This window comes from Bradyrhizobium sp. MOS003 (assembly GCF_003020125.1).
Taxonomy (GTDB): Bacteria; Pseudomonadota; Alphaproteobacteria; order Rhizobiales; family Xanthobacteraceae; genus Bradyrhizobium.
This window is the reverse complement of the sequence record NZ_PYFW01000011.1, coordinates 110378-132679: the sequence shown is the minus strand read 5'-3', so window position 1 is coordinate 132679 and position 22302 is coordinate 110378. Positions and strand designations below refer to the sequence as shown.

At 63.8% G+C, this 22302-nt stretch carries 22 protein-coding genes; 16 read left to right on the top strand and 6 right to left on the bottom strand.

Features of this window, described 5'->3' with window-relative positions; all coding sequences use genetic code 11:
• Positions 1 to 9 precede the first annotated feature (9 nt).
• Genes mce through mtnK form a run of 4 tightly spaced genes read left to right on the top strand, consistent with a single transcriptional unit; the run spans position 10 to position 2396 of the window.
• Positions 10 to 414, top strand: a complete 405-nt coding sequence (gene mce / locus C7G42_RS31230) for a methylmalonyl-CoA epimerase (RefSeq protein WP_106952725.1) — start codon at positions 10 to 12, stop codon at positions 412 to 414.
• An 8-nt stretch (positions 415 to 422) separates the two neighbouring features.
• Positions 423 to 698: a DUF1467 family protein gene (locus C7G42_RS31225; protein ID WP_106952724.1), complete on the top strand. Its 276-nt coding sequence runs from the start codon at positions 423 to 425 to the stop codon at positions 696 to 698.
• A 31-nt stretch (positions 699 to 729) separates the two neighbouring features.
• Complete coding sequence (locus C7G42_RS31220; RefSeq protein WP_106952723.1) at positions 730 to 1077, top strand: hypothetical protein; 348 nt, start codon at positions 730 to 732, stop codon at positions 1075 to 1077.
• A gap of 32 nt (positions 1078 to 1109) precedes the next feature.
• Entirely contained in the window at positions 1110 to 2396 is a 1287-nt protein-coding gene (gene mtnK / locus C7G42_RS31215) for an S-methyl-5-thioribose kinase (RefSeq protein WP_106952722.1), read from the top strand.
• A gap of 130 nt (positions 2397 to 2526) precedes the next feature.
• On the opposite strand, the gene C7G42_RS31210 is transcribed toward mtnK, so the two are convergent.
• Complete coding sequence (locus tag C7G42_RS31210) at positions 2527 to 3411, bottom strand: hypothetical protein (RefSeq protein WP_106952721.1); 885 nt, start codon at positions 3409 to 3411, stop codon at positions 2527 to 2529.
• 269 nt (positions 3412 to 3680) lie between these two features.
• On the opposite strand from C7G42_RS31210, the gene C7G42_RS31205 reads away from it, so the two are divergent.
• The 5 genes from C7G42_RS31205 (at position 3681) to C7G42_RS31185 (ending at position 9345) form a co-directional block, all read left to right on the top strand.
• Positions 3681 to 5267, top strand: a complete 1587-nt coding sequence (locus C7G42_RS31205) for an ABC transporter substrate-binding protein (RefSeq protein ID WP_106952720.1) — start codon at positions 3681 to 3683, stop codon at positions 5265 to 5267.
• Between the two features lie 60 nt (positions 5268 to 5327).
• On the top strand, positions 5328 to 6251 hold the full coding sequence (locus tag C7G42_RS31200; protein ID WP_106952719.1) for an ABC transporter permease: 924 nt from the start codon (positions 5328 to 5330) through the stop codon (positions 6249 to 6251).
• A 250-nt stretch (positions 6252 to 6501) separates the two neighbouring features.
• Positions 6502 to 7323: an ABC transporter permease gene (locus tag C7G42_RS31195; protein ID WP_106952718.1), complete on the top strand. Its 822-nt coding sequence runs from the start codon at positions 6502 to 6504 to the stop codon at positions 7321 to 7323.
• Complete coding sequence (locus tag C7G42_RS31190; protein WP_106952717.1) at positions 7320 to 8300, top strand: ABC transporter ATP-binding protein; 981 nt, start codon at positions 7320 to 7322, stop codon at positions 8298 to 8300. The genes C7G42_RS31195 and C7G42_RS31190 overlap by 4 nt, the downstream gene beginning before the upstream one ends.
• Complete coding sequence (locus C7G42_RS31185; RefSeq protein WP_106952716.1) at positions 8293 to 9345, top strand: ABC transporter ATP-binding protein; 1053 nt, start codon at positions 8293 to 8295, stop codon at positions 9343 to 9345. The genes C7G42_RS31190 and C7G42_RS31185 overlap by 8 nt, the downstream gene beginning before the upstream one ends.
• Before the next feature lie 143 nt (positions 9346 to 9488).
• Here the strand turns inward: C7G42_RS31185 and C7G42_RS31180 are convergent, their stop codons facing one another.
• The 5 genes from C7G42_RS31180 to C7G42_RS31160 all read right to left on the bottom strand — a co-directional run bounded on the left by C7G42_RS31180 (position 9489) and on the right by C7G42_RS31160 (position 14427).
• Positions 9489 to 9905 carry a c-type cytochrome gene (locus C7G42_RS31180; RefSeq protein ID WP_106952715.1) on the bottom strand — a complete coding sequence of 139 codons (417 nt, stop codon included), beginning with the start codon at positions 9903 to 9905 and terminating at the stop codon, positions 9489 to 9491.
• A gap of 403 nt (positions 9906 to 10308) precedes the next feature.
• Entirely contained in the window at positions 10309 to 11337 is a 1029-nt protein-coding gene (locus C7G42_RS31175) for an ABC transporter permease (RefSeq protein WP_106952714.1), read from the bottom strand.
• Positions 11338 to 11349: 12 nt separating this feature from the next.
• Entirely contained in the window at positions 11350 to 12852 is a 1503-nt protein-coding gene (locus C7G42_RS31170; RefSeq protein WP_106952713.1) for a sugar ABC transporter ATP-binding protein, read from the bottom strand.
• A gap of 6 nt (positions 12853 to 12858) precedes the next feature.
• Positions 12859 to 13881, bottom strand: coding sequence for a sugar ABC transporter substrate-binding protein (locus C7G42_RS31165; protein ID WP_199581236.1), 1023 nt, complete (start codon positions 13879 to 13881; stop codon positions 12859 to 12861).
• Positions 13882 to 14022: 141 nt separating this feature from the next.
• The gene (locus C7G42_RS31160; RefSeq protein WP_199581235.1) at positions 14023 to 14427 is read right to left on the bottom strand and encodes a globin; all 405 of its coding nucleotides are present in this window, start codon (positions 14425 to 14427) and stop codon (positions 14023 to 14025) included.
• 465 nt (positions 14428 to 14892) lie between these two features.
• On the opposite strand from C7G42_RS31160, the gene C7G42_RS31155 reads away from it, so the two are divergent.
• The 7 genes from C7G42_RS31155 (at position 14893) to C7G42_RS31125 (ending at position 22177) form a co-directional block, all read left to right on the top strand.
• Positions 14893 to 15279: a DUF2946 family protein gene (locus tag C7G42_RS31155; RefSeq protein WP_106952710.1), complete on the top strand. Its 387-nt coding sequence runs from the start codon at positions 14893 to 14895 to the stop codon at positions 15277 to 15279.
• Positions 15280 to 15621: 342 nt separating this feature from the next.
• Complete coding sequence (locus C7G42_RS31150) at positions 15622 to 17763, top strand: TonB-dependent receptor family protein (RefSeq protein ID WP_106952766.1); 2142 nt, start codon at positions 15622 to 15624, stop codon at positions 17761 to 17763.
• 26 nt (positions 17764 to 17789) lie between these two features.
• Entirely contained in the window at positions 17790 to 19001 is a 1212-nt protein-coding gene (locus C7G42_RS31145) for a sialidase family protein (protein WP_106952709.1), read from the top strand.
• Entirely contained in the window at positions 18998 to 19528 is a 531-nt protein-coding gene (locus C7G42_RS31140; RefSeq protein WP_106952708.1) for a TlpA family protein disulfide reductase, read from the top strand. The genes C7G42_RS31145 and C7G42_RS31140 overlap by 4 nt, the downstream gene beginning before the upstream one ends.
• Positions 19525 to 20055, top strand: coding sequence for a copper chaperone PCu(A)C (locus C7G42_RS31135; protein ID WP_106952707.1), 531 nt, complete (start codon positions 19525 to 19527; stop codon positions 20053 to 20055). Before C7G42_RS31140 ends, C7G42_RS31135 begins: the two co-directional genes overlap by 4 nt.
• 29 nt (positions 20056 to 20084) lie before the next feature.
• Positions 20085 to 20615 carry a YcnI family copper-binding membrane protein gene (locus C7G42_RS31130; protein ID WP_106952706.1) on the top strand — a complete coding sequence of 177 codons (531 nt, stop codon included), beginning with the start codon at positions 20085 to 20087 and terminating at the stop codon, positions 20613 to 20615.
• Entirely contained in the window at positions 20615 to 22177 is a 1563-nt protein-coding gene (locus C7G42_RS31125; protein ID WP_106952705.1) for a copper resistance CopC/CopD family protein, read from the top strand. Before C7G42_RS31130 ends, C7G42_RS31125 begins: the two co-directional genes overlap by 1 nt.
• Positions 22178 to 22302: the final 125 nt, after the last annotated feature.

Here is a 22302-nt window from a genome sequence, read left to right as displayed (position 1 = left end):
AGAAGACACATGCTGGGCCGGCTCAACCATGTCGCGATCGCGACCAAGGATGCGGTCAAGGCTGCCAAGATCTACGGCACGGCGTTCGGCGCCCAGATCTCGGAAGCCGTACCGCTGCCCGAGCACGGCGTCATCACCGTGTTCGCGACGCTGCCCAACACCAAGATCGAGTTCATCGAGCCGCTCGGCGAGACTTCGCCGATCGCGAAATTCGTCGAGCGAAACCCCGACGGCGGCATCCACCACATCTGCTACGAGGTCGTCGACATCATCGCCTCGCGCGACAACCTGGTGAAGGAGGGCGCGCGGGTGCTCGGCGACGGCGTGCCGAAGATCGGCGCCCACGGCAAGCCGGTGCTGTTCCTGCATCCGAAGGATTTTTCCGGCGCGCTGGTCGAAATCGAGCAGGCATAGGCCGCGGCATGGCCATCCAGATCTCAACCGCCATCGCAATCTACTTCGTCATCTGGTGGGTCGCGCTGTTCGTGACGCTGCCGTTCGGCGTGCGCAGCCAGCACGAGGACAACGTCGGTGCGCCCGGCACCGACCCCGGCGCACCGATCCTGACGCGGATGAGGAGCAAGCTGATCTGGACCACGGTCATCTCGGCGATCATCTACGGCCTCGCCATGGTCGCCTTTCACGCCGGCTATCTCTCGATCGAGCGCCTGTCGAAATTGATGGGAATGCCGTTCTAGATTTTCTTGATATCGTCTTTGAGGGGACCGAATGACTTTTCAGAGGATCGTCATCGCGCTTCTGGTGCTGATCGTCGCCGGCCTCGGTGCCATCGGCTATTTCGAATGGAAGATGGCCGTGCAGGTGCGCACCCTGAAGGCGTTCGTCGAAGGCTACGTCTTCAACGAAGCCGTGATGGCCTGCGAGCACGCCAAGAGTTCGACGCCGTTCAAATGGAATGGCGGCAAGAGCACCTCGGTGATCGGCCTGAACTCCGTCAAAACAGACAAATACAGCGTCTATGCCAACTACACGCTGGTGGCGGATCTCGTTTATTGTGATTACGATCCGATCAAAAGAAAGGCCGAGATCGGCTCGAGCTTCCTTGAGCGAGAGTAACGATCCGGCCCAGCAGATGGGATGGGATCGTCATGGCGCAGGAGCAGGCCGGGGATTATCGTATTCTGCATGAGGCGGCCTTGCGGGATTATCTCGCAGGCCTGCCGGACCTGAAAGCGCTGCTCGGCGATCCCGCCGGCTGGGAGATCACCGAGGTCGGCGACGGCAATCTCAACCTCGTCTTCATCGTCAAGGGCGCAAGTGGCGGCGTCGCCGTGAAGCAGGCGCTGCCTTACGTGCGCCTCGTCGGCGAGAGCTGGCCGCTGCCGCTGTCGCGGGCCCATTACGAATATCTCGCTCTGTCCCGGCAGGCCCAGCTCGCGCCCGGCCTCGTGCCGGCTTTGCTGCATCACAACGACGAGCTGGCGCTGACGGTGATGGAGCTGCTCGAGCCCCACATCATCATGCGCAAGGGGCTGGTTGCGGGAACGCAATATCCCGGCTTCGTGGACGACATCACCACGTTCATGGCGCGAACGCTGTTCTTCACCTCCGACCTCGCGCTGCCTGCGGCCGAGAAGAAGGAGGGCATCGCCGCGTTCGCCGGCAACCATGCGCTCTGCAAGATCACCGAGGATTTGATCTTCACCGATCCCTACCGCATCGCCGAGCAGAATCGCTGGACCACGCCATATCTCGATGCACTTGCTGCCAGCCTGCGAGACGACATGGAGCTGCACGTTGCCGTCTCCCGGCTCAAGCTGAAGTTCATGGCAAGCCCAGAGGCGCTGCTGCACGGCGATCTCCACACCGGATCGATCATGGTCACCGACAGCCAGACGCGGGTGATCGATCCCGAATTCGCGTTCTATGGCCCGATGGGGTTCGACGTCGGCGCCGTGATCGCCAACCTCCTGATGGCCTATTTCGCCTCCGCCGGTCATGAGCGCGCGCCGGGCGAGCGGCAGGCCTTCGAGGCCTGGGTGCTGGCGACGGTCGAGAACGTCTGGAACGAGTTCGCGCGCAAATTCCTCGATTTCTGGCGTGCCGGCGCCTCAGGGGATGCCTACCCGTTGTCGCTCTTCGTTGGAGATAAGGGCGCTGCGCGGCTGGAGGTCGAGCGGCAGGCCTACATGCAGCGGCTGTTCGCCGATACTGTTGGTTTCGCCGCGGCGAAAACGATCCGCCGCATCTTCGGTCTCGCCCATAACATCGACTTCGAACTGATCGAGGATCCGAACAAGCGGGCCGTCAGCGAGGCGCGCGCCGTCCGGCTCGCGCGGGCGATGATGGTGGAGGCGGCGGCGTTTCGGACGATCGCCGAGGTCGCCGGCGCCGCGCGAAAGCTGCGGGATTGGCAGCCGGAATTGTCTGGCTGACTTGTGGCGAGCAACATCCCACACCACACTCCGTCATTGCGAGCGTAGCGAAGCAATCCAGACTCTTTCGGCGCCTGCAGTCTGGATTGCTTCGTCGCTTCGCGCCTCGCAATGACGAGGTGAGGGGCAGTCAAAACAGCCGTAGCGGCAGCAGAGTGCCCTCGGGCCCGACCAGCAGCCCCCAGGTCTCGTCGGCCGCGACCTCGAGCTCCCGGCTCGTGGCCGCGTTGCCGTCGAGCTTTAAAGTGACCCTGTACCTGCCCGACGGCAGATCCATTTTCTGGCTGTCGGGCAATTTGTCCGCGGCGGCATCGGAGTCGATCAGCTTTTCTCCGGCGTGAGCCGCCAGTTTGATGGTTCGTTCATTGACGGTGATGTCGGCCGCCTCATCCGTCTTGTTGCCGAGCAACAGCTTCGCCTGTCCTGGCGCCGGCCGGATCAGGGCCGTGGCGGCCAGGGGCTTGCGCAGCGCGAGATCGGCGATTGTCATGCGGTCCTGGCGGACCAGCCGGAGCAGCGCGGGCCCGTCTGGCGTCGTGAAGGCGATAACGGCCCGATCAGGCGCGACGACCGCATCGTCGTTTTCGGTCCAGCCGCGGCTTTCGAGCGCAGCGCGATAGGAGCCGAGCACGGCCGCGATACCGAGCGGCGTCTCGATGTGCGCCGACCTGATGAAGGGGGAGTTCTTCGCGGTCATCAGGCCCCAGCGATCGGCCAGCGGCAGGCCCATGTCATCGGACACCTTGGCTTCGAATGTCCGGCTGGTGGCCCGTGCCAGATACCCGACGGCGTCGCAGAGCAGGCGCTCGCCAAGATAGTCCGGCGCGCAACGTCCCCTGGTCGCCCACCAGGTATCGTCGACATACCCGTTTGACCCCGTGGTGTGGGACCATCCGATCTTGATCGTGTTGGTCGAGCTGTCGCGGGCGGGGTCCGGCGTGACGGGGATCGCCATCGCTGCCGTTGCGGCGAACAGGCTGCCGGCGAGCAAGACATATGGCGTTCGGCGTCTCATTTTTTCTGCGGTCCCTGGGCCTTGGACAACGATCCTGAGCTTGGTCGCGTCGATCACGAAAAATGTTCACTGTTCCCGTCGCTTGATGGCGCACCGCGTCATTCGGCAGTCTGCATTGCTGGGCGGATGCAACCGGCTTCCAATGGTGGTCGCCGGACGGTCGCCGTCCGGAACTGACATTGGTCTGCATCCAAATCGAAGCTTGCATTCGACAGGCTGCGAATGATCAAATCCCTGATCGGAATGACTGCGCTGGTGGGGGACACAAGATGTTCAGGATGATGGTGGTCGTCGCGGGCCTGGGACTGGCGCTCGCCGGATCGGCGGAGGCACAGAGCCCACGCAAGGGCGGAACCATCCGCATGACCGCGCCCTACGGCTCGAGCTTCACCAGCCTCGACATTCACACCACCCAGCGCGCCCAGGACGAGATCTACGCCAAGGCGCTACACCGGTCGCTCTACATCTGGAATTCAGCGGAGGGTAAGCCGGTTCTGGAACTCGCCAAGGAGGATGTCGTCTCGGGCGGAGGACTCGTTCACACCTTCAAGCTGCGCGACGACGCTTATTTCCACAACGGCCGCAAGATGACGGCCGACGACGTCATCTGGTCCTACACCCGCATCATGGACGGCACCAAGGCCTATCCGGGCGCCCGCTTTGTGCGCGTCATCGAGGGCGCGGCCGCGGTCGAGAAGGGGCAGGCCAAGGAGATCTCCGGCCTGAAGAAGATCGACGATTTCACCGTCGAGATGAAGCTGACCGAGAAGGTCGAGCCCGGCTTCTACTTCTTCACCGCGCTGACCTCGATCTATCCCGCCGACGAGGGCGCCAAGGAGAGCTTCATCCAGAAGCCGATCGGTCTCGGACCGTTCAAATTCGTCGAACACGTGCCGGGATCGCGCATCGTGCTGGAGCGGTGGGACCGGTTCTACAAGCCCGGCAAGCCCTATGCCGATAAGGTCACCGTGTCGATCATGGCCGAGGCCGCGGCGCGCGACGTCGCCTTCCGCAACAAGGAGATCGACACCTCGGTGCTCGGGCCCGCGCAATATGTGGCCTACCAGTCCGACGCTGGTCTCAAGGGCACCATCGTCGAGGTCGCCGAGGTCTTCACGCGCTACATGGGGATGAATCCCTCATTCAAGCCGTTCGCCGACAAGCGCGTCAGGCAGGCGATCAACTACGCGATCGACACCGATTTGATCATCAACAAGCTGGTCAAGGGCAAGGCCTACCGCGCCACCAGCTGGCTGCCGCTGACCTCGCCCGCTTATGACAAGGCGATGAAGCCGTATGCTTACGATCCTGCCAAGGCCAAGCAACTGCTTACCGAGGCCGGCTATCCCAACGGCTTCGAGTTCGAATGGACCACCAGCCAGAACGAAAGCTGGGGCCTGCCGATCGTCTCGGCCGTGATCCCGATGCTGGACAAGGTCGGCATCAAGGTCAAGGTCAAGCAGGTCGAGACGGCGGTGCTGGCAGAGGTGGTTCGCAGCGGCGAGTACCAGGCCTTCATCTATTCCCAGGCGAGCGGGCCGGATCCGCTGGCCGCCCTGAAATGCTTCCATTCGTCGACGCCGCAGCCGGCGTGCAACTACATGACCTACAAGAACGCCGAGTTCGACAAGATCATCGACGAGGCCGGAAAGGCCGACGATGCTGCGAAGCGCACCGAATTGCTGCAGAAGGCCAATGCGCTGCTCTATGAGGAGGCTCCGGTCTGGTTCTTCAACTACAACAAGGCCGTCATGGCGGTGCAGCCCTGGCTCCACGGCGTCCAGCTCAACGCTACCGAGCTGACCCATCAGAACGTCGAAGACATCTGGGTCGACGAGACCTCGCCCGCGAAGTGACATACGCTCTCGCGCTCCCTTCATCGCTTCAAGCGGTGGAGCGAGAGAGGAAAAGTGCCGATGCTTTCCTTTTTGTTTCGCCGCCTGCTGCAGACCATCCCGACCGTGCTTGCCGTCGTGGCTCTGGTATTCGTGCTGTTCAGCGTCGCTCCCGGCAGCATCGTCTCTTCCATGAGCGACGACAGCGATCCGCAGGTCGAGCTGCGCATGAAGCAGCAGCTCGGCCTCGACCAGCCCGTCTATGCGCGCTTCGGCGCCTACATCGCCAAGCTCGCCACCGGTGATTTCGGGACCTCGTTCCGGACCCGAGAGCCGGTCACGACCATGATCGCCAAACGGATCTGGCCGACGCTGCAGCTCGTTTTCGCGGCCATGGCGTTGGCAGTGGTGATCGGCGTGCCGCTCGGTTTCGTCGCAGCGCTGAAGCCCGGCGGCATCGTCGATACGCTCGCCATGGTCGTGGCAGTGTCGGGGCTGTCGATCGCCAAATTCTGGCTCGGGCTGGTGCTGATGTACTTCTTCGCGTTGAAGCTCGGCTGGCTACCGAGTTTCGGCTATGGCGATGGGGGATTGAAGTACTTGATCCTGCCGGCGGTGACGCTAGGCGTCTCGCCGATGGCGCTGTTCGCCCGGACGACGCGCGCCGCGGTCCTCGAGATCATGACCGCTGATTTCGTCCGTACCGCGCGCTCCAAGGGCATGAGCGAGACGCGGGTCGTGAAGTGGCATGTCATGCGCAACGCGCTCGTCATCATTCTCACCACCGTCGGCCTGCAATTCGGCGCGCTGATGGGGCAGGCTGTCGTGGTCGAGAAGCTGTTCTCGTGGCCGGGTATTGGCTCGCTGCTGGTCGACAGCGTCCTGCAGCGCGACATCCCGGCGGTCCAGGGCTCCATTCTCGTCGTGGTGCTAGCCTTTCTCGCGATCAATCTGCTGATCGATTTGCTCTACGGCGTGATCGATCCCAGGATCAGATACGCATGAACGCGGGCTTGCAGTCGCATATGGGGCGCGCGTTGTGGCGGCATCGGCACTGCGCTCCCTCTCCCGCTTGCGGGGGAGGGCTGGGGTGGGGGTGCCTCCCCATCGGGGGTCCCTGCGTGGCGAGAGCCCCCACCCGCTGCGCTCTTCGAGCGCATCGGCCTCCCCCGCAAGCGGGAGAGGCGAAGCGAGCCAGCGGCCAGTCCTCGACAACATCACGCGTGATTGTCTTTTCGGCGACGGAGCAGTTGCGATGAAGCTCCGTGCCAATCTCGTCATCGGCGGCGCGCTATTCGCGCTCGCGATTTTGGTCGGCCTGCTGGCGCCCTGGCTGGCGCATACCGATCCCGTCATGGACGCCAATCTGATGAACGCGGAGGAGCCTCCGAGCTGGACCTGGTGGTTCGGGACCGACGATCAGGGCCGCGACATCTATTCCCGCGTCGTCTACGGCGCGCAGGTTTCGCTGACGGTCGGTATCGTCTCGCAGCTGATCAACAGCGTCATCGGCGTGGCCTTGGGGTTGAGCGCCGGCTATTTTGGCGGCTGGTGGGACGATGTCGTCAACGCCCTGACCAACCTCATGCTCGCGATCCCCTCGCTGATCTTCGCGCTGGCGATCATGGCGGTGCTCGGACCCGGCCTGACCAGCCTGCTGATCGCGCTCGGGCTGACCAACTGGTCCTTTACATGCCGGATCGCGCGAGCCTCGGCGCTGTCGCTGAGGAGCCAGGGCTATGTGCAGGCCGCCACCGTGCTCGGCTACGGCGATCTGCGCATCATGATCACGCAGCTGCTGCCGAACATGCTGGGCCCCATCATCGTCATCGGCACGCTGGGCATGGGCAGCGCGGTCTTGTCCGAAGCCGCGTTGTCGTTCCTCGGCCTCGGCGTCCGCCCGCCGTTTCCGAGCTGGGGCAGCATGCTGTCGGAGGCACGCGAGCAGATCACGACGGCACCATGGCTCTCGGTGTTCCCGGGCCTCGCCATCTTCCTGACGGTGCTCGGCCTCAATTTGCTCGGCGACGGCCTGCGCGACATTCTCGATCCGCAATCGCGGAGCCGGCGGACATGACCGGCGCGCCGTTGATCGAGGTCAGGGACTTGCGCATCGATCTCGATTACGGATCGCGGCGTGTCGCGGCGGCGGAGGGCGTTTCGTTCCGCATCGACCGCGGCGAGACGTTCGGCCTCGTCGGCGAATCCGGTTGCGGCAAGAGCATCACGGCGCTCGCCTTGATCGGGCTGTTGCGGCCGCCGCTCTCGATCGGCGGCGGCGTCATCCGGTTCGAGGGACAGGAGGTCCAGCACCTGTCCGCCGCCAGGCAGCGGGAGCTGCGCGGCAACCGCATCGCCATGATCTTCCAGGAGCCGATGACGGCGCTGAACCCGGTCTCGCCGGTGGGCCGGCAGATCGCCGAGATGTTCGTGCTGCACAAGGGCAAGGGCTGGCGGGAAGCCAACAAGTTGGCGGTCGAGGCGCTCGCCAGCGTCCGCGTGCCCGCGCCCGAGCGCCGCGTCCACGATTACCCGCATCAGCTCTCCGGCGGCATGCGCCAGCGCGTGATGATCGCGATCGCGCTCGCCTGCGGTCCGGATCTCCTGATCGCCGACGAGCCGACCACCGCGCTCGATGTGACCGTGCAAGCCGAGATCATCGAGCTGATGCGGAATTTGTGCGCGGAGCGGGGAACGGCAATCCTAATGATCAGCCACGATCTCGGCCTGGTCGCCAATGTCTGCCGCCGCGTCGCCGTGATGTATGCCGGCCGCATCGTCGAGGAGCGCGGCTCGGCCGATATTTTCCGAGCGCCTTCGCATCCCTATACGCAGGGCCTGGTCGCCTCGCTGCCGCGGCTCGGCAGCCGCGCTGCGCTCGGCCGCAGCAGGCTCAAGGAGATCGCAGGCGTCGTCCCGGCGATTACGAATTTTCCCGATGGTTGCCGGTTCAACCCACGTTGCGCGCAGGCGACCGAGATCTGCCGGACAATTGTGCCGGAGACGGATCGGCTGGACGCCGGCGGTCTGGTCAGGTGTCATCACCATGCATGAGCCGCAAAACATGCTGGTCGAGCGGAGGCCGGACGACGATCTCATCCTCAGTGTCGAGGATCTCGCGGTTCATTTCCCGCTCGGTGGCGGCTGGCTCGGCCGCGGCAAGCGGATGCTGCGGGCCGTCGATGGCGTCGATCTCAGGCTGAAGCGCGGCGAATGCCTTGGCCTCGTCGGCGAGTCCGGCTCCGGCAAGTCGACGGTTGCATTGTCGATCCTTGGCCTGCTGACGCCCACGCGGGGCCGCGTCGTGCTGGACGGGCAGGTGGTCGCGAGCCGGCAATCCGGCGACCGGAAGGCCTTGGCGCGCACCGTGCAGATGGTGTTTCAGGACCCTTACGCCTCGCTCAATCCGCGCCAGACCGTGCGCCGCACGTTGGAGGATCCCCTGCGGGTCCACGGCGTCACCGCGAAGAGCGAGATCGAGGATCGCGTCGCGACCATGCTGCGGCATGTCGGCTTGCGGCCCGAACAGTCGGGCCGCTACCCGCACGAATTCTCCGGCGGCCAGCGCCAGCGCATCGGCATCGCCCGCGCGCTGATCCTCAACCCCAAGATCGTCATCTGCGACGAGCCGGTCTCGGCACTCGACGTCTCGATCCGAGCCCAGATCATCAACCTCCTGCTGGAGTTGAAGGACACGCTCGGCCTGTCCTACATCATGATCAGCCACGATCTCGGCGTGGTCGAGCACATGAGCGACCGCGTCGCCGTGATGTATCTCGGCCGCATCGTTGAGAACGGCCACTGGCGCGAGATCTTCGAGCGCCCGTCGCACCCCTATACGCAAGCCCTGATCGCTGCGATCCCCGATCCGCTGCGCCATGCCCCGCTGGCGACCACAGGCGGCGACCTGCCCAACCCGCTCAATCCGCCGAGCGGATGTGCGTTTAGTCCAAGATGCCGTTATGCGGAGGCGGTGTGCCGCTGCGAGCCGGGACCGTCGCTGGAGACGCGGCACGACGGGCATGCGGTGCGGTGCTGGCGGAGCGAGGAGATTGCGAGGCGGGGTGAGTTCACCGCGACCGAAGGCGGATATCTCTAAGACAGAGCGCGAATTTCCTGCTCGCAAAACGCGCGAAGTGAGACAAGTTAGGAAGGCGATCGGAAGGATCTTCCGGTCGCTGTGGGCTCGACCGCCTGCCGACACGACGGCGCTAGCGATGTGAGAGGCCGATAGGGACTGCGTTACTGTTGAATGCGGTTCAGATAGTCGACGATGGACAGTGCTTCGGCGCGGATGTAGGCCTCTTGATCATAGGGCGCGTCGAAATAGTGCTCTGCTGCTTTGACGGCCCACCGTCTGCCCCAGATCGGCATGTCGCGCGAGCCGTGGGCGGAGATTTCTGTGCGTCCGTCGATCACTTTCATGACGCGATCGACCGGAAACACTCCGCCGTTCTTCTTGGACAATGAGCTCAAATCCGATGGCGCGACTTTGAGGCTGGTGACGTAAGGGCCGTGTCCCTTGGCGTCCAGCCCATGACAAATGGCGCATTGGACCTCATACGCTTGCTTGCCTGTATCGACCGGCTTGCCTGGCTGGGCGAAGGCGGCGATCTGTGTGGTGGCGAGAATGATGGCGGCAATTGAAAGTTTCTTCACGGGCGTCCTCCTACTTTCAACGCCCTATTTCTCGATGGCATTTTGGAGAGCAGCCATGATCTAAATCAATGCAGCCGTTGTGACGAGTAAGGCTCGTGAACGTACTTGCCAGCCGAGCGATGGAGCGATTGTCGTCCGATATCGGGTCGAGATAGCGCCCGCAGAGCAGACCAGCCGCTGGGGGACATGACAGCGAAGCTCGAACGGGGGCGTGGCGGTCCCACCCGCCCAGCGTCGGCTATTTTGAACCAAATCGATCGAGCGCCTTGCTCCTGTTTTGCCCGACGTGTCACACGCCGGCGAAGTGGCGCTTCAGGCAATTTTTGATCTGTTAAGCGATTTGAATTTCCGCACAATTTTTACTGTGCATGGGTTGTTTTCGCAATTTTCACTCTGGGGCCGTCTACTCCACCGCCTTTTCCCTCAGCCGCTGCGCATAGACGTTGATGACCAGCGCCGCCAGCAGGATCAGGCCGCGGATCAGGATCTTCAGGAAGCTGTCGATGTTGACGTGGTCGAGCCCGTTGTTGAGGACGCCGAGCACGAACAGGCCGACGATGGTGTTGCCGATGCCGCCGCGGCCGCCGAACAGGCTGGTGCCGCCGACCACCACGGCAGCGATGGAGTCGAGCAAATAAGTGTCGAACTCGTTCTGCTGCGCGCTGCCGAAATGGGCGACGCCAAGCATGCCGCCGATGCCCGAGCACACCGCCGAGATCACCATGACGGCGCCCAGGATGAGCTTGACGTTGAGGCCGGAATATTCGGCCGCCTCGCGGTTGCCGCCGACCATGTAGACGTAGCGGCCGAAGCGCGTGTAGGTCAGAACCAGATGGCCGCCCAGCAGCATGATGGCCGCGACGATGACGAGCCAGGGGATGCCGCCGATCGAGCCCGAGCCGAGCGTCGTGATCAGGCTCGGCACCTTGTAGGCGATCTGGCCGCGCACCAGCAGTGCCGACACGCCGGCCGCGATCTGCATCATCGCCAGCGTCATGATGAAGGAAGGGATACCGATCACGGTCAGCCCCAGCGCGTTGACGAGGCCGAGCAGCGCGCAGAGCAGGATCGACAGCAGGATCGCGACCGCACCAGGCAGGGGGATGTTGGCGATATTGACGTAGGAGTCCTGCAGCGTGAAATAGGCGACGGCGATGCCGGTGACGTTGGCGATGCTGGCGATCGAGAGGTCGATCTCGGCGCAGAGGATCACGAAGGTGAGGCCGACGGCGATGATGCCGGTGACCGATACTTGCGTCAGGATGTTGCCGAGATTGTCGAGCGTCGCGAAGGAGGGGCTGGCCAGGGCGAAGAAGCCGGACAGGAAGATCAGGGTGAGGAACGGGGCGATGTTGCGCATCTGCGAGCGCAGGAAGGGCGCCAGCCCTCGTGCCCGTTGCCCCGCCGCCAAAGCCGTCTCACTGCTCGCCATGGTGCTTCTCCGTCACGCCGCTTCCAGCAGGCGGTCCTTGCTGACCGGCTCGTTCTTGAACTCCCGCACCAGTGCGCCGCGCTTGAGCACGAGGATGCGGTCGGCCAGCGACAGCACCGTTTCCGGCTCGGTCGACAGCACGATGATGGCGAGCCCCTTGGCGCGGAGGTCGCGGACGATGTTGATGACATCGTTCTTGGCGCCGACATCCATGCCGCGTGTCGGCTCGCACAGCACCAGCAGCTTGGGCGGATAGGTCAGCCATTTTGCCAGCGCCACCTTCTGCTGGTTGCCGCCGGAGAGCATGCCGAGGTCGAGGCCGACTACCGGCGGCCTGATCTGCAGCTGCTCGACCTGGCGCTTGGCGATATCGCGCTCCTGTGCCGGCTTGAGGAGCAGCGACGAGATGCGGTCGAGAATGCTGATCGAGATGTTCTTGTAGACCGGCTCCTGGTGAAACAGCATGTCACGGCGGCTCTCGGGCACCAGCGCCACGCCGGCGCGCCGCGCTGCCGCCGTGCTGGCAAAGGTCTTCGGCGTACCCTCGACGGCAAGCGTGCCGGCGTCAGGCTTCAGCTTGCCGAACAGGATGCGCGACAACTCCTGCTGGCCGCAGCCCATGAAGCCGTAGATGCCGAGCACCTCGCCGGCGCGGGCCTCGAAGGAAATGTCCTTCAGGCTGCGCGCCAGCGAGAGCTGGTCGACTTTCAGAACCACCGGGCTGTCGCTCGGCGTTGGCAGCATCAGATCGTCGCTGTAGCTGTGCTCGAGCGCTTCGCCGCCGCGGCCGATCATGGCCTCGATCAGCGCGCCCTTGCTGGTGGCGGCGCTCGCGGTTTCCGCGACTTTCCGCCCGTTGCGGAACACGGTCACCGTGTCGGACACGCGCAGGATGTCCTCGATGAAATGCGAGATGAAGACGATGGCAGTGCCCTCTTCGCGCAGCCGCCGCAGCGTCGTGAACAGCCGCTCGACCTCGGGCGGGGATAGGGCGGAGGTCGGCTCGTCCAGGATGACGATGCGGGCGCCGGAAAACAGCACGCGCGCGATCTCGATCAGCTGCTGCAGGCCGATCGAGAGGTCGCCGAGCCGGCTCATCGGATCGACGTCGAGACCCAGACGTGCCAGCTGCTCGCCGGCCTCGCGCGCCATCCGCCGCCATTGCACGAGACCGAGGGCGTTGGTCGGCTGGTTGCCGAGGAAGACATTCTCGGCGACGGTAAGGTCGGGTGCGACGGAGAGTTCCTGATGCACCATGGCGATGCCGGCCGCATGCGCATCGCGCGCCGAGCGGAAATGCCTCTCCTGGCCGTCGATCAGGAAGCGGCCGGAGAATTCGGTGTGCACGCCGGCGATGATCTTCATCAGCGTGCTTTTTCCCGCGCCATTTTCGCCAACGAGACCGTGAATCTCGCCGGCGTGGAGCGCGAAGTCGACACCACGAAGCGCCTCGACGCCGCCGAAGCTCTTCGTGATGCCCTGCAGTTCAAGGATGGGCGAACGATCCTCGCGCATGAAGGTTCAGATCAGGAAGTGATCCTGCATCCACTGCATCCCGGCGGCGTTGGCCTTGGTTACGACCGGGCCGTCGGTGACGACGTTCTTGGGAATGCCCTGACCGCTCTTCTCGCCGCCGACCACGGCGGAGACGCCCGCGATGATGGCGCCGCCATGGATGCGGCAGGAGGGATTGCGGACGGTCGCGAACATGCGGCCTTCGCTCACCGCCTGGATCGCCGGCGGCATGGCATCGACGCCGCCGATCAGGATATTGGTGCGGCCCCGCGCCTTCATGATGTTGGCGGCGGCAAGCGCCATGTCGTCATTGTGGAAGAACGCCGCATCGATCTGCGGGTACTTGGTCAGATAGGTTTCCCAAAGCCGGGCCGTCTTGGAGACGTCCCAGTCGGCCGGCTGGGTGTCGAGCACCTCGATGCCGGGGAATTGCTTCACCGTGTTGGTGAAGCCTTTTGCCCGTCCTTGCGCGCCTGTATGGCCGAGCGCGCCCTGCGTCATGATGATCTTGCCCTTGCCGCCCATCGCATTGCAAAGCGCCTGGGTCACCGAGGCGCCCATGAACTCGTTGTCGGGGGCGAGGAAGGAGTGGACGTTGATCTGGTCGAGCGGTGCGATCAGCGTGTCCATGTCGATCACGGGCGTGCCGGCATCGATCATCTTCTGCACGGGCTGGGTGAGGGTGCCGATGCCGAAGGCCTGGATCGCGACGAAGTCCCATTTCTGGGAGGCCATGTTGTCGATCGCCGCGCGCTGCTTCACCGCGTCGAGCTGGCCGTCGAACCAGGTGACTTCGACATTGAAGAGCTTGCCCCAGAATTCGGCGGCTTGCTTGCCCTGTGCGCACCAGGTGGCCTGAAGGCCCGCATTGGAGAACGCCGCCTTCAGCGGCTTCTCGCTTCGGCCGACCTCGGCCGCCAATGCGGGGCTTATGCCCATGCTGCCGAGCAGGGCAGCTCCGGCGCCGGCGGTCGCAGCCGCCTGAAGAAGATCGCGCCTCGTCGTCGAGAAATCTTTCGTCCCGGACATCGCTCGCTCCCATATATTTTGTCGTCGGCGCGTCATTGATTGCGCGACCGATGGCCGAAAGTGTCTCACAAGAGTTGACGCCACTCAATCTGCAATCACTCGCTGCGCTCGCGGCAAGACGCGTTGGTGCAGCGCAAAGCGTCAGGCCGTCGTGCCGGCGAGTGCGTCGATGTCGACGAGCAATGTGTCCCAGGCCTGCGCGATCTCGATCGACCATTCATCGCCGAGCAGAACGCGCAGCGTATCCCTGATGACCGCGAAGAAGGCGATGAACAGCTGGCGCGACGTGCCATAGGCGTCGTGCGAGGCAAGCTCGCAGGCAATCAGCCGGAAATGCCCGCGGCGCTCACCGGCGAAATCGAGAATCGCCTCGATCGTCAGCGCGAGCATCGATCCCCTCACGAGGTCGCCGCCCTGCGAGCGGAACATCGCCTGCGTTTCGGGATGCGCGTCGAACAGGCGCTGATAGACCAGCGGCGTGAGATCGGTGCAGCGCAAGGCAGCGAGCTCAAAGCTGAGTTCGACCGGATTAGGGGCCTTATTCATCGGCAAAAGTGCCATGCGGACAAAAAAAGAGCGGGGCCCTAGCCCCGCTCGAAAATTGTGTCGACCCTATTATCCCCGATTCTAAGATTTGCTCTTGATTGACGGGGCGACGCTGCGTTTTGCGCGCCAGGGGCTCCTCCCGAGACTTGGACCACCAGACTTCGACCTCGCGGCCAGCCTGAGCAAGAGGGATGCTAGATCAACTTTTCTCACTTGTCATCATTTTCAGCAACGAATGTTCAAAATTCGAGCAATAGACGAAATGATCGGGCTTTGGTCCCCCAAGTATATGACAAATATAAGAAATCTGGGGTGCTCGATCCTTTGATCTGCCTCAAATGGCGGACCCCATGGCGTAGCGGGATCGTCGGATCGCTGTTTTCGACAAATTTGCGCTGGACCAAGAAGGCGGCGGAACTGATCTCGACTTGAGCCCGGCGCGGTGTTTAGTTAGCCGGCGAACGAATGGTTCGGCGGATGCACGCGCGGCTACAGAAATTCCTCCCCCTGGTCCTGCTCGCCCTGGTGATGCAGGTGCTGGCGCCGATTGCCGCGTGCTGGGCGACCGGGCGGGCCGTCGCCGATCCGCTGTCTGCCGCTGTCATCTGCCACAGTGCGAGCGAGCAGGGCGGCCTCGACGGTCGGACCGGCTCCCCGACCGTGCATGCGGGCGCTTGCGCCCTGTGTTGCCTGGCTCAGGCGGGCGCCTCGCTCGATTCGCCGGCGCATGCGGGACTCTCGATTCCGTTCCGCCATGCCGAGCGCGTGGTGTGGCAGCCGGCGGATAGTTCGGCCATCGCCGCCCCCAAAGGGTCGCGTGCCCAGGCGCGCGCCCCACCTCAATTTTCCTGACGTCACGACAACCGAGCCGTTGGTGCGCGCGATTGTCGTGCCGACGCGTGCTTCATGGACCGGCCGCAGTGCCGGATGTCAGGAATCCAAGAGATGTTACGCATACGTGCGATGGGGCGCGCCGGCTTGCCCCTGTTTTTCGGGCTGGTGTCCCCGATCGGTTCAGACGCGCTCGCCCAGGCTTCCCCGGAATCAATTCCCGCGGTGACGATCGAGGCGCCCAAGGCATCCCGTCCCAAGCCAGTCACCCGTCCATTGCGGCAACGCTCCGCTTCCGCGGCGCGGGCAGCGAGGCAGGTCGCGCCGAATGCGACCGATGGTGCCCAGGGACAAAACAACACGATGTCCGCCGGCGCGGCGCGGGCCGGTCTCAATCAGGCGCCGGCCGGCCAGACCGCGACCACCATCGATCGTAGCCAGTTCGATAACCGTCCTGCGATCTCGGTCGGCGACGTCTTGCGTGACAGCCCGGGCATTTCGATCAAGCAGGGCAACGGCCCCCGCGACTTCGGCATCTCGATTCGCGGATCCAACGCCCGGAACGGTTTCGCCATCCGCAATCTCGTGATCTTCGACGACGGCTTCCCCGTGACGCAGCCGGACGGCCTGTCGCGCAGCGACCTGATCGATCCCCACGCCTATAGTGCGATCGACGTGATCCGCGGCCCCTCGTCGGCGCTCTATGGCAATTATGCGACCGGCGGCGCGCTCAATTTCCGCACACCGCCGGGCGGCACGATCGACGGCATCGAATATGGCGTCGACGGCGGCAGTTACGGCTACCTCAACAATTACCTGGCGGCCGGCAAGAAGGTCGGGAATTTCGAGGCCTCGCTGTTCGCGAGCGACACCCGCGGCGACGGCTATATCGGCAATAGCTGGTTCAATACCCAGACCGTCAACTTCCTCGGCACACTCAAGGCGACGCCGGACGACCGCTTCACGGTGAAGATCATCAACAACGATCTCAGCGCGCGGCTACCGCTGCGGCAATCGCTGAACCAGTTCTACACCAATCCTTTCCAGCAGGGTTGTACGACCGGCACGGGGACGGCGGGATGTCCCACCGTGTCTCTTTTCAACAACGGCTTTAACGGCGGCAGGGACACCGAGACAGCCACGCAAGCCGGGCTCGGGCGAAACGATCGCCGAACCATCGTCGGCGGCCGGTGGGAGCACGACTTCGACAACACGACGACCTGGCGCAACCAGTTCGTGTTTGACGACCGGAACATCAGTCAGCCCACCGGTCAGACCAGCGCGATCGGCGATTTTCCGTCGTATAATTACATGAGCGATCTCACCAAGCGCGGCGAGATCCTGGGTCTGGAGTCCACGGCGTTCTTCGGCGCCTTCTACAACACTCTGACGGCGTCGAGCGACACGCGAAACGTGATGCCCGGAGGCAACGCGACGCTCGGCAGGCTGTCGAGCAACCTCTACAGCGAAACGACCAATTATGGTGTGCGCGCGAGGGAAGAGCTCAAGCTCACGTCGGCGCTGACGGCGATCGCCGGCATTGGCTGGGAGACGACCCTGCTAAAGGGCATCAACACGGCGTATGCCTATGCCGGCCCCGGCGGCATCACCACAACGACGCTGACGACGGCAGACCGGCAGTTTCAAAATGCAGCGCCAGAACTGGCGCTGCTCTACAATCTCAACAACGAATGGCTTTTCCGCGGGCGAGTCGCCACGGGATATGGCACTCCGCAGGTTTCGAATCTCTTTGTCCTTCCGACTGGCTTGTCGGGCAACAATACCCAGCTCCAGGTCCAGAAGAATCTGGGCTACGATCTCGGTTTCGACTGGACTCCCAACACCACGCTCAAGCTGAGCGCGACCGGCTTTTACGAGTTCTTCCGCAACGAGATCGTCAGTCAGGCGACCCCGATTGCCGGCGTTTCCTATACGTTCAACGCGCCGCGCTCGGAACACCGCGGCATCGAGCTTGCCGCCGACTGGAAGTTCTATCCGGGCTGGCGGTTCATGGCGGCGTATACCTATCTCGACGAGGTCTACACCGAGTATGTCGAGAACATCACCAACGGCGCCGTGTTCAGCTTCAACCGTGCCGGCAACAAGATCCCCGGAATATCGCCCAACGAGCTGACGGCTCGAATTGGGTACGACGAATTCGCCGGCCCCCTGACCGGTCTCGGAGGTTTTGTCGAGGTCCAGTGGAAGGATTCCTTCTACATTGACAATGCAAATCTGTTGAAGGCGCCGGGCTATGAGCTGGTCAATGTGAACGTCCACTACAAGACCGATCTGCCGTCTGACACGTTCAGATCCCTGAACTTGTTTCTTGAAGTCAGGAACGTGTTCGACCGTACCTACGTCGCCTCGGCCAACAACATCTCCAATACGGTTACGGGGGCGGGCCTTCAAAATCCTGCGAGCGTGCTGGCAAACACGACGGGGTCGATCTACGCGGGCTCGCCGCGCACATTCGTTGCGGGTATGAAGGTGGCATTCAAATGATCCGGGCTTCTCGAAGGGAGTGGGGCATGATCCGAACTGGCCTGCTTGGGATCGTCGCCTGCATGCTCCTGCAAAGTGCGGCGCTCGCACAGATGCGCGGCCCGCATGTATCCGAAGCTGCGTGCGAGGAGCCGACGCTGCGCTGTGCGACCAAGGCGACGCCTGCCTTCGGCCCGGACGGCACGTTGTGGCTGGTCTGGATGGCGGGAGGGCAGGTCTCGGTCGCAAGTTCGCAGGACGCGGGTCGCAGCTTTTCGGCGCCCACCCAGGTCACGACGACGCGGCTGAACCTCGATTGGGGACCGGACGCACGGCCGAAGATCGTGGTCGACCGCAAGGGCGGCATCGCGCTCGCGTTCTCGACCTTCAGGGACGAGGCCTTCAACGGTCAGGTGCTTTACACGCGCTCGATCGATGGCGGGAAGAGCTTTGCCGAACTGAAGCCCATCACTGCCAACAACGAGAGCCAGCGGTTCGAGGCGCTGGCGCTCGATCAGGATGGAACGGTGTTTGCGGCGTGGCTGGACAAGCGCAATCGCATTCTCGCGAAGGAGGCGGGACAGAAGTACGAGGGAGCCGGGCTGTTCTTCACCTCGTCCAGCGACGGCGGTAGCACCTACGCGGAAGCAAAGCTCGCGCGTGAGGGCACCTGCGAGTGTTGCCGGTTGGGGCTGGCATTCGCCGCGCCCGGACGACCTGTCGTAATCTTCAGGAACATTTTCGAAGGCGGCGTTCGCGACCACGCGGTCATGACCTTCGCGGACGTCGCAACTCCAGGCGAAGTCCGCCGGATCAGCGTTGACGACTGGCAGATCAATGCCTGTCCGCACCACGGACCGAGCCTCACCGTTGCGCCGAGCGGGACCTATCACGTCGCCTGGTACACCAACGGCAAGGCGCGGAAGGGATTGTTTTACGCGCACTCTCGCGATGAAGGCCGCACCTTTTCCGTGCCCATGGCGGTGGGCCAGCCGGGCCGCAACCCGACGCGGCCCTTCGTGCTTGCAGGTCTTGCTGGGACGGTGATGGTCTGGAAGGAGTTCGACGGTGAAAAGACCTCGGTCCAGCTGACGGTCTCACACGACGATGGCGAGAATTGGTCGCCGCCGAGAACGATAGCGAGCACGAGCGATACGTCCGATCACCCCTTGCTCGTCTCCAACGGCAAGCAGACCTATTTGTCATGGATGACGAAGGCGGATGGTTATCGCCTCACAGCCATCGAGGACCAGCCATGAGATTTCGATTTGCTGGCATTATGAGTCTCGGCGTCCTGATCGCATCTGCGGCTGCGTTCGGCACATCTCCCGCCCTGAAGCCGTTCGAGCGCGGCACCTGGCAAAGCATCGTCAGGGGACACGTGGGCCGCCCCGTGCTCGTGCATTTCTGGGGTGTGACCTGTGGCCCCTGCAAGGTCGAGCTGCCGCTGCTCGGGCAGTTTGCCAAGGATCATCCTGACGTCGATGTCGTCACGGTCAGCGCCGATCTGGTGCCGAACCTGCCGGCGGCGACGCAATCGATGCTCGACAAGGCGGGTCTTTCGTCCACCGAAAATTTCATCTTCAACGACGGCTTCGTCGAGCGCTTGCGGTTCGAGATCGATCCAGCCTGGCAGGGCGACATCCCCCGCACCATGCTCATCACGCGGGAAGGCACCATCACGACAATCGAAGGCTCTGCTGAAATCGCCGATCTGGAAAGATGGTCGGCGCAACAACTCTCCAAACACTTAAGTCCAGATATGCAAAGGGAACACGGAAAATGAAGACAATCTCGAAAAACGTGCTGCTCGCTGCGTTCGCTCTCGCGATCTCCGCAGCACCGGCTCTCGCCGAGGAAGTCAAGGCCGGGGATCTCGTCATCTCGCAGGCGTGGAGCCGTGCGACACCGGGCGGCGCAAAGGTCGCGGGCGGCTATCTCGTCATCGAGAACAAGGGAACGGCGCCGGACCGGTTGATCGGCGGTTCCGCCGAAATTGCCGGCAAGTTCGAGATCCACGAGATGGCCGTCGAGAATGGCGTGATGAAGATGCGCATGCTCGACAAGGGGCTTGCGATTGACCCCGGCAAGACGGTCAAGTTCGCACCCGGCGGCTATCATTTGATGCTCCAGGAGCTCAAGGGCCCGTTCAAGCAGGGCGACAAGGTACCGGTGACACTGCAATTCGAGAAGGCCGGCAAAGTCGCCGTCACCCTCGACGTCCAGGGCGTCGGCGCGCAGGCCCCCGGTGATGCCGGACATTCCGGTCACATGGACATGAAGCCGGATCATTCGGGAATGAAAATGAAATGAGATTGATCCGGACTCTCGGGAGACCTGATATGTCGAAGCGATCCTGCCTGTTCCTGATTGCCGCGCTCGCCGCCTCGCCGGCGGCGGCGCACGTCTCGCTCGAGACCAAGCAAGCGAGGGTCGGTGCGTCCTACAAGGCCGTCTTCACCGTGCCGCACGGCTGCGCGGGCTCGCCGACCGTGAAGATCCGGGTGCAGATTCCGGAAGGGGTGATCGCGGTGAAGCCGATGCCGAAGGCGGGCTGGAATGTCGATGTCGTCGAGGGCAAATATGCCGGAGAATACGACTATCACGGCAACAAGCTCTCCTCCGGCGTCAAGGAGGTGGCATGGTCCGGCGGCAAGCTGCCGGACAAGAACTATGACGAGTTCGTCCTGAGCACATTCCTCACCGACGGCCTCAAGCCGAACACGACCCTGTACTTCCCCGTCGTCCAGGAATGCGAGACTGGCGTCAGCCGCTGGATCGAGATCCCGGCCGAGGGAGCAGGGCATTCACACGAGGGCAAATCCGAGGGCAAGTCGCCGGCGCCGGGCGTGAAACTATTGCCAAAACCCTGATGCGCCTGCTCGCCGCGCTCGCGACGCTGCTACTCGTTGCCGGCTTCGCCAGCGCGGCGTGGGCGCACGCCGCACTGATCTCGGTCGAGCCGGCGAGCGGCAGCATGCTCGCGACCGCGCCCAAGGCGGTGGAGCTGCGCTTCAACGAGCCGGTGACGCCGGGCGCGTTCCGGCTGATCGATGGTGCGGGCAGGGCGCGGGACGATACGCGTGTCAGTGCGTCGGGCAAGACGATTTCGGTCGTGATGCCGGCGGACCTGCCTGAGGGGACCGCGGTCGTCAGCTATCGCGTGATTTCCCAGGACGGCCATCCCATCACGGGATCGGTGATCTTCTCGGTCGGCATGCCGACGGCGACGAAGCCGCCTGCCGCCGCCGACGCCGGGTTGAACGCGCTGATCTGGCTGACGCGGATCGGCCTCTATGTCGGGCTGTTCGTCGGCGTCGGCGGCGTATTCTTCGCGCGCTGGGTGGCGTGGTCGATGATCGGCATGGCCGTCCCGCGCATGGCGCTCGCCATCGGTCTTGCGAGCGCGGTGGCATCCGTCGGCGCGTTGGGGCTCGATCTTCTCGGGCTGTCACTTTCTGCTCTTGCGACCTCTGGTCCCTGGAAGGTCGCCTTTGCGACCAGCGCCGGTCCTGCCCTGCTGGCCGCCTTCGCAGCGATGCTGCTTGCGTATCTGGCGCTGCGCAGCGCGTGGTATGCGCGCGGTCTTGCGATGATCGCGTTCATCGGTGTCGGTCTGTCACTCGCGATGAGCGGGCATGCCGCTACGGCACCGCCCGAGGTGCTGACGCGACCGGCGATCTTTCTCCACGGCCTCGGCGTTGCCTTCTGGGTCGGCGCGCTGGCCCCGCTCGTGGCGCTGGTGTCGAAGCCGACAATGGCGACGCTCCCGATTGTGAACCGCTTTTCCCGTATTGCTGCGCTCGCGGTTGGCGTGCTGGCCTTGACCGGCCTCGCACTCGCGATCATTCAGCTCGAAAAGCCGGAAGCGCTGGTCGGCACTCGCTACGGGCTGATCCTTTCGACCAAGCTCGTCCTGGTCACGGGATTGCTCGCGCTGGCCGCGCTCAATCGGTTCCGGCTGTCGCCGGCTCTGGCCCGGGACGGGACAGGGACGCCCGCGCTCAGGCGCTCGATCCTGCTGGAAGGTGCGATTGCTCTCGCCATCCTGGCCGTGGTCGCTGGCTGGCGCTTCACGCCGCCGCCGCGAACCATCGTTCCGGAAACGCCGTTGGCGATCCACATCCATGGCGACAAGGCGATGTTCCAGGTGCTGGTTTCGCCCGGCAAGGCGGGGGCTAACGATGTCGTGCTTCAACTGATGACCGGCGAGGCGACGCCGCTGGCGGCCAAGGAGGCGACGCTGACACTAGGCCTGCCCGAGCGTGGCATCGAGCCGATGGAGCGGAAGGCCTCGCTTGGACCGGACGGCTACTGGCACGTGCGCAAGGTGGAGCTTCCGTTCGCCGGCCGCTGGCATATCCGGATCGACGCGCTGGTGACCGACTTCGAGCAGATCACGCTCGAAGATGAACTCGACGTCACGGAGTGGTGAGGCACAGCTCAGTGAGAACCTGAGGTCCGACGGAAAAATGACAGGAATCCCGCTGCGTTAGCGGCTTTTCCTCATTCCCGGTCTTGTGTTTTCGCTCCCAATCCGGTTTCACTGCAATCCACCAC

What these genes read in the sequence shown, in the direction of transcription:
- C7G42_RS31165 (WP_199581236.1), bottom strand. Translation starts at nt 13,881, where the DNA reads ATGTCCGGGACGAAAGATTTCTCGACGACGAGGCGCGATCTTCTTCAG.
- C7G42_RS31205 (WP_106952720.1), top strand. Translation starts at nt 3,681, where the DNA reads ATGTTCAGGATGATGGTGGTCGTCGCGGGCCTGGGACTGGCGCTCGCC.
- C7G42_RS31130 (WP_106952706.1), top strand. Translation starts at nt 20,085, where the DNA reads ATGTCGAAGCGATCCTGCCTGTTCCTGATTGCCGCGCTCGCCGCCTCG.
- C7G42_RS31200 (WP_106952719.1), top strand. Translation starts at nt 5,328, where the DNA reads ATGCTTTCCTTTTTGTTTCGCCGCCTGCTGCAGACCATCCCGACCGTG.
- C7G42_RS31185 (WP_106952716.1), top strand. Translation starts at nt 8,293, where the DNA reads ATGCATGAGCCGCAAAACATGCTGGTCGAGCGGAGGCCGGACGACGAT.
- C7G42_RS31155 (WP_106952710.1), top strand. Translation starts at nt 14,893, where the DNA reads ATGGTTCGGCGGATGCACGCGCGGCTACAGAAATTCCTCCCCCTGGTC.
- C7G42_RS31175 (WP_106952714.1), bottom strand. Translation starts at nt 11,337, where the DNA reads ATGGCGAGCAGTGAGACGGCTTTGGCGGCGGGGCAACGGGCACGAGGG.
- C7G42_RS31225 (WP_106952724.1), top strand. Translation starts at nt 423, where the DNA reads ATGGCCATCCAGATCTCAACCGCCATCGCAATCTACTTCGTCATCTGG.
- C7G42_RS31145 (WP_106952709.1), top strand. Translation starts at nt 17,790, where the DNA reads ATGATCCGAACTGGCCTGCTTGGGATCGTCGCCTGCATGCTCCTGCAA.
- C7G42_RS31220 (WP_106952723.1), top strand. Translation starts at nt 730, where the DNA reads ATGACTTTTCAGAGGATCGTCATCGCGCTTCTGGTGCTGATCGTCGCC.
- mce (WP_106952725.1), top strand. Translation starts at nt 10, where the DNA reads ATGCTGGGCCGGCTCAACCATGTCGCGATCGCGACCAAGGATGCGGTC.
- C7G42_RS31150 (WP_106952766.1), top strand. Translation starts at nt 15,622, where the DNA reads ATGTCCGCCGGCGCGGCGCGGGCCGGTCTCAATCAGGCGCCGGCCGGC.
- C7G42_RS31160 (WP_199581235.1), bottom strand. Translation starts at nt 14,427, where the DNA reads ATGAATAAGGCCCCTAATCCGGTCGAACTCAGCTTTGAGCTCGCTGCC.
- C7G42_RS31135 (WP_106952707.1), top strand. Translation starts at nt 19,525, where the DNA reads ATGAAGACAATCTCGAAAAACGTGCTGCTCGCTGCGTTCGCTCTCGCG.
- C7G42_RS31210 (WP_106952721.1), bottom strand. Translation starts at nt 3,411, where the DNA reads ATGAGACGCCGAACGCCATATGTCTTGCTCGCCGGCAGCCTGTTCGCC.
- C7G42_RS31190 (WP_106952717.1), top strand. Translation starts at nt 7,320, where the DNA reads ATGACCGGCGCGCCGTTGATCGAGGTCAGGGACTTGCGCATCGATCTC.
- C7G42_RS31140 (WP_106952708.1), top strand. Translation starts at nt 18,998, where the DNA reads ATGAGATTTCGATTTGCTGGCATTATGAGTCTCGGCGTCCTGATCGCA.
- C7G42_RS31170 (WP_106952713.1), bottom strand. Translation starts at nt 12,852, where the DNA reads ATGCGCGAGGATCGTTCGCCCATCCTTGAACTGCAGGGCATCACGAAG.
- C7G42_RS31125 (WP_106952705.1), top strand. Translation starts at nt 20,615, where the DNA reads ATGCGCCTGCTCGCCGCGCTCGCGACGCTGCTACTCGTTGCCGGCTTC.
- C7G42_RS31195 (WP_106952718.1), top strand. Translation starts at nt 6,502, where the DNA reads ATGAAGCTCCGTGCCAATCTCGTCATCGGCGGCGCGCTATTCGCGCTC.
- mtnK (WP_106952722.1), top strand. Translation starts at nt 1,110, where the DNA reads ATGGCGCAGGAGCAGGCCGGGGATTATCGTATTCTGCATGAGGCGGCC.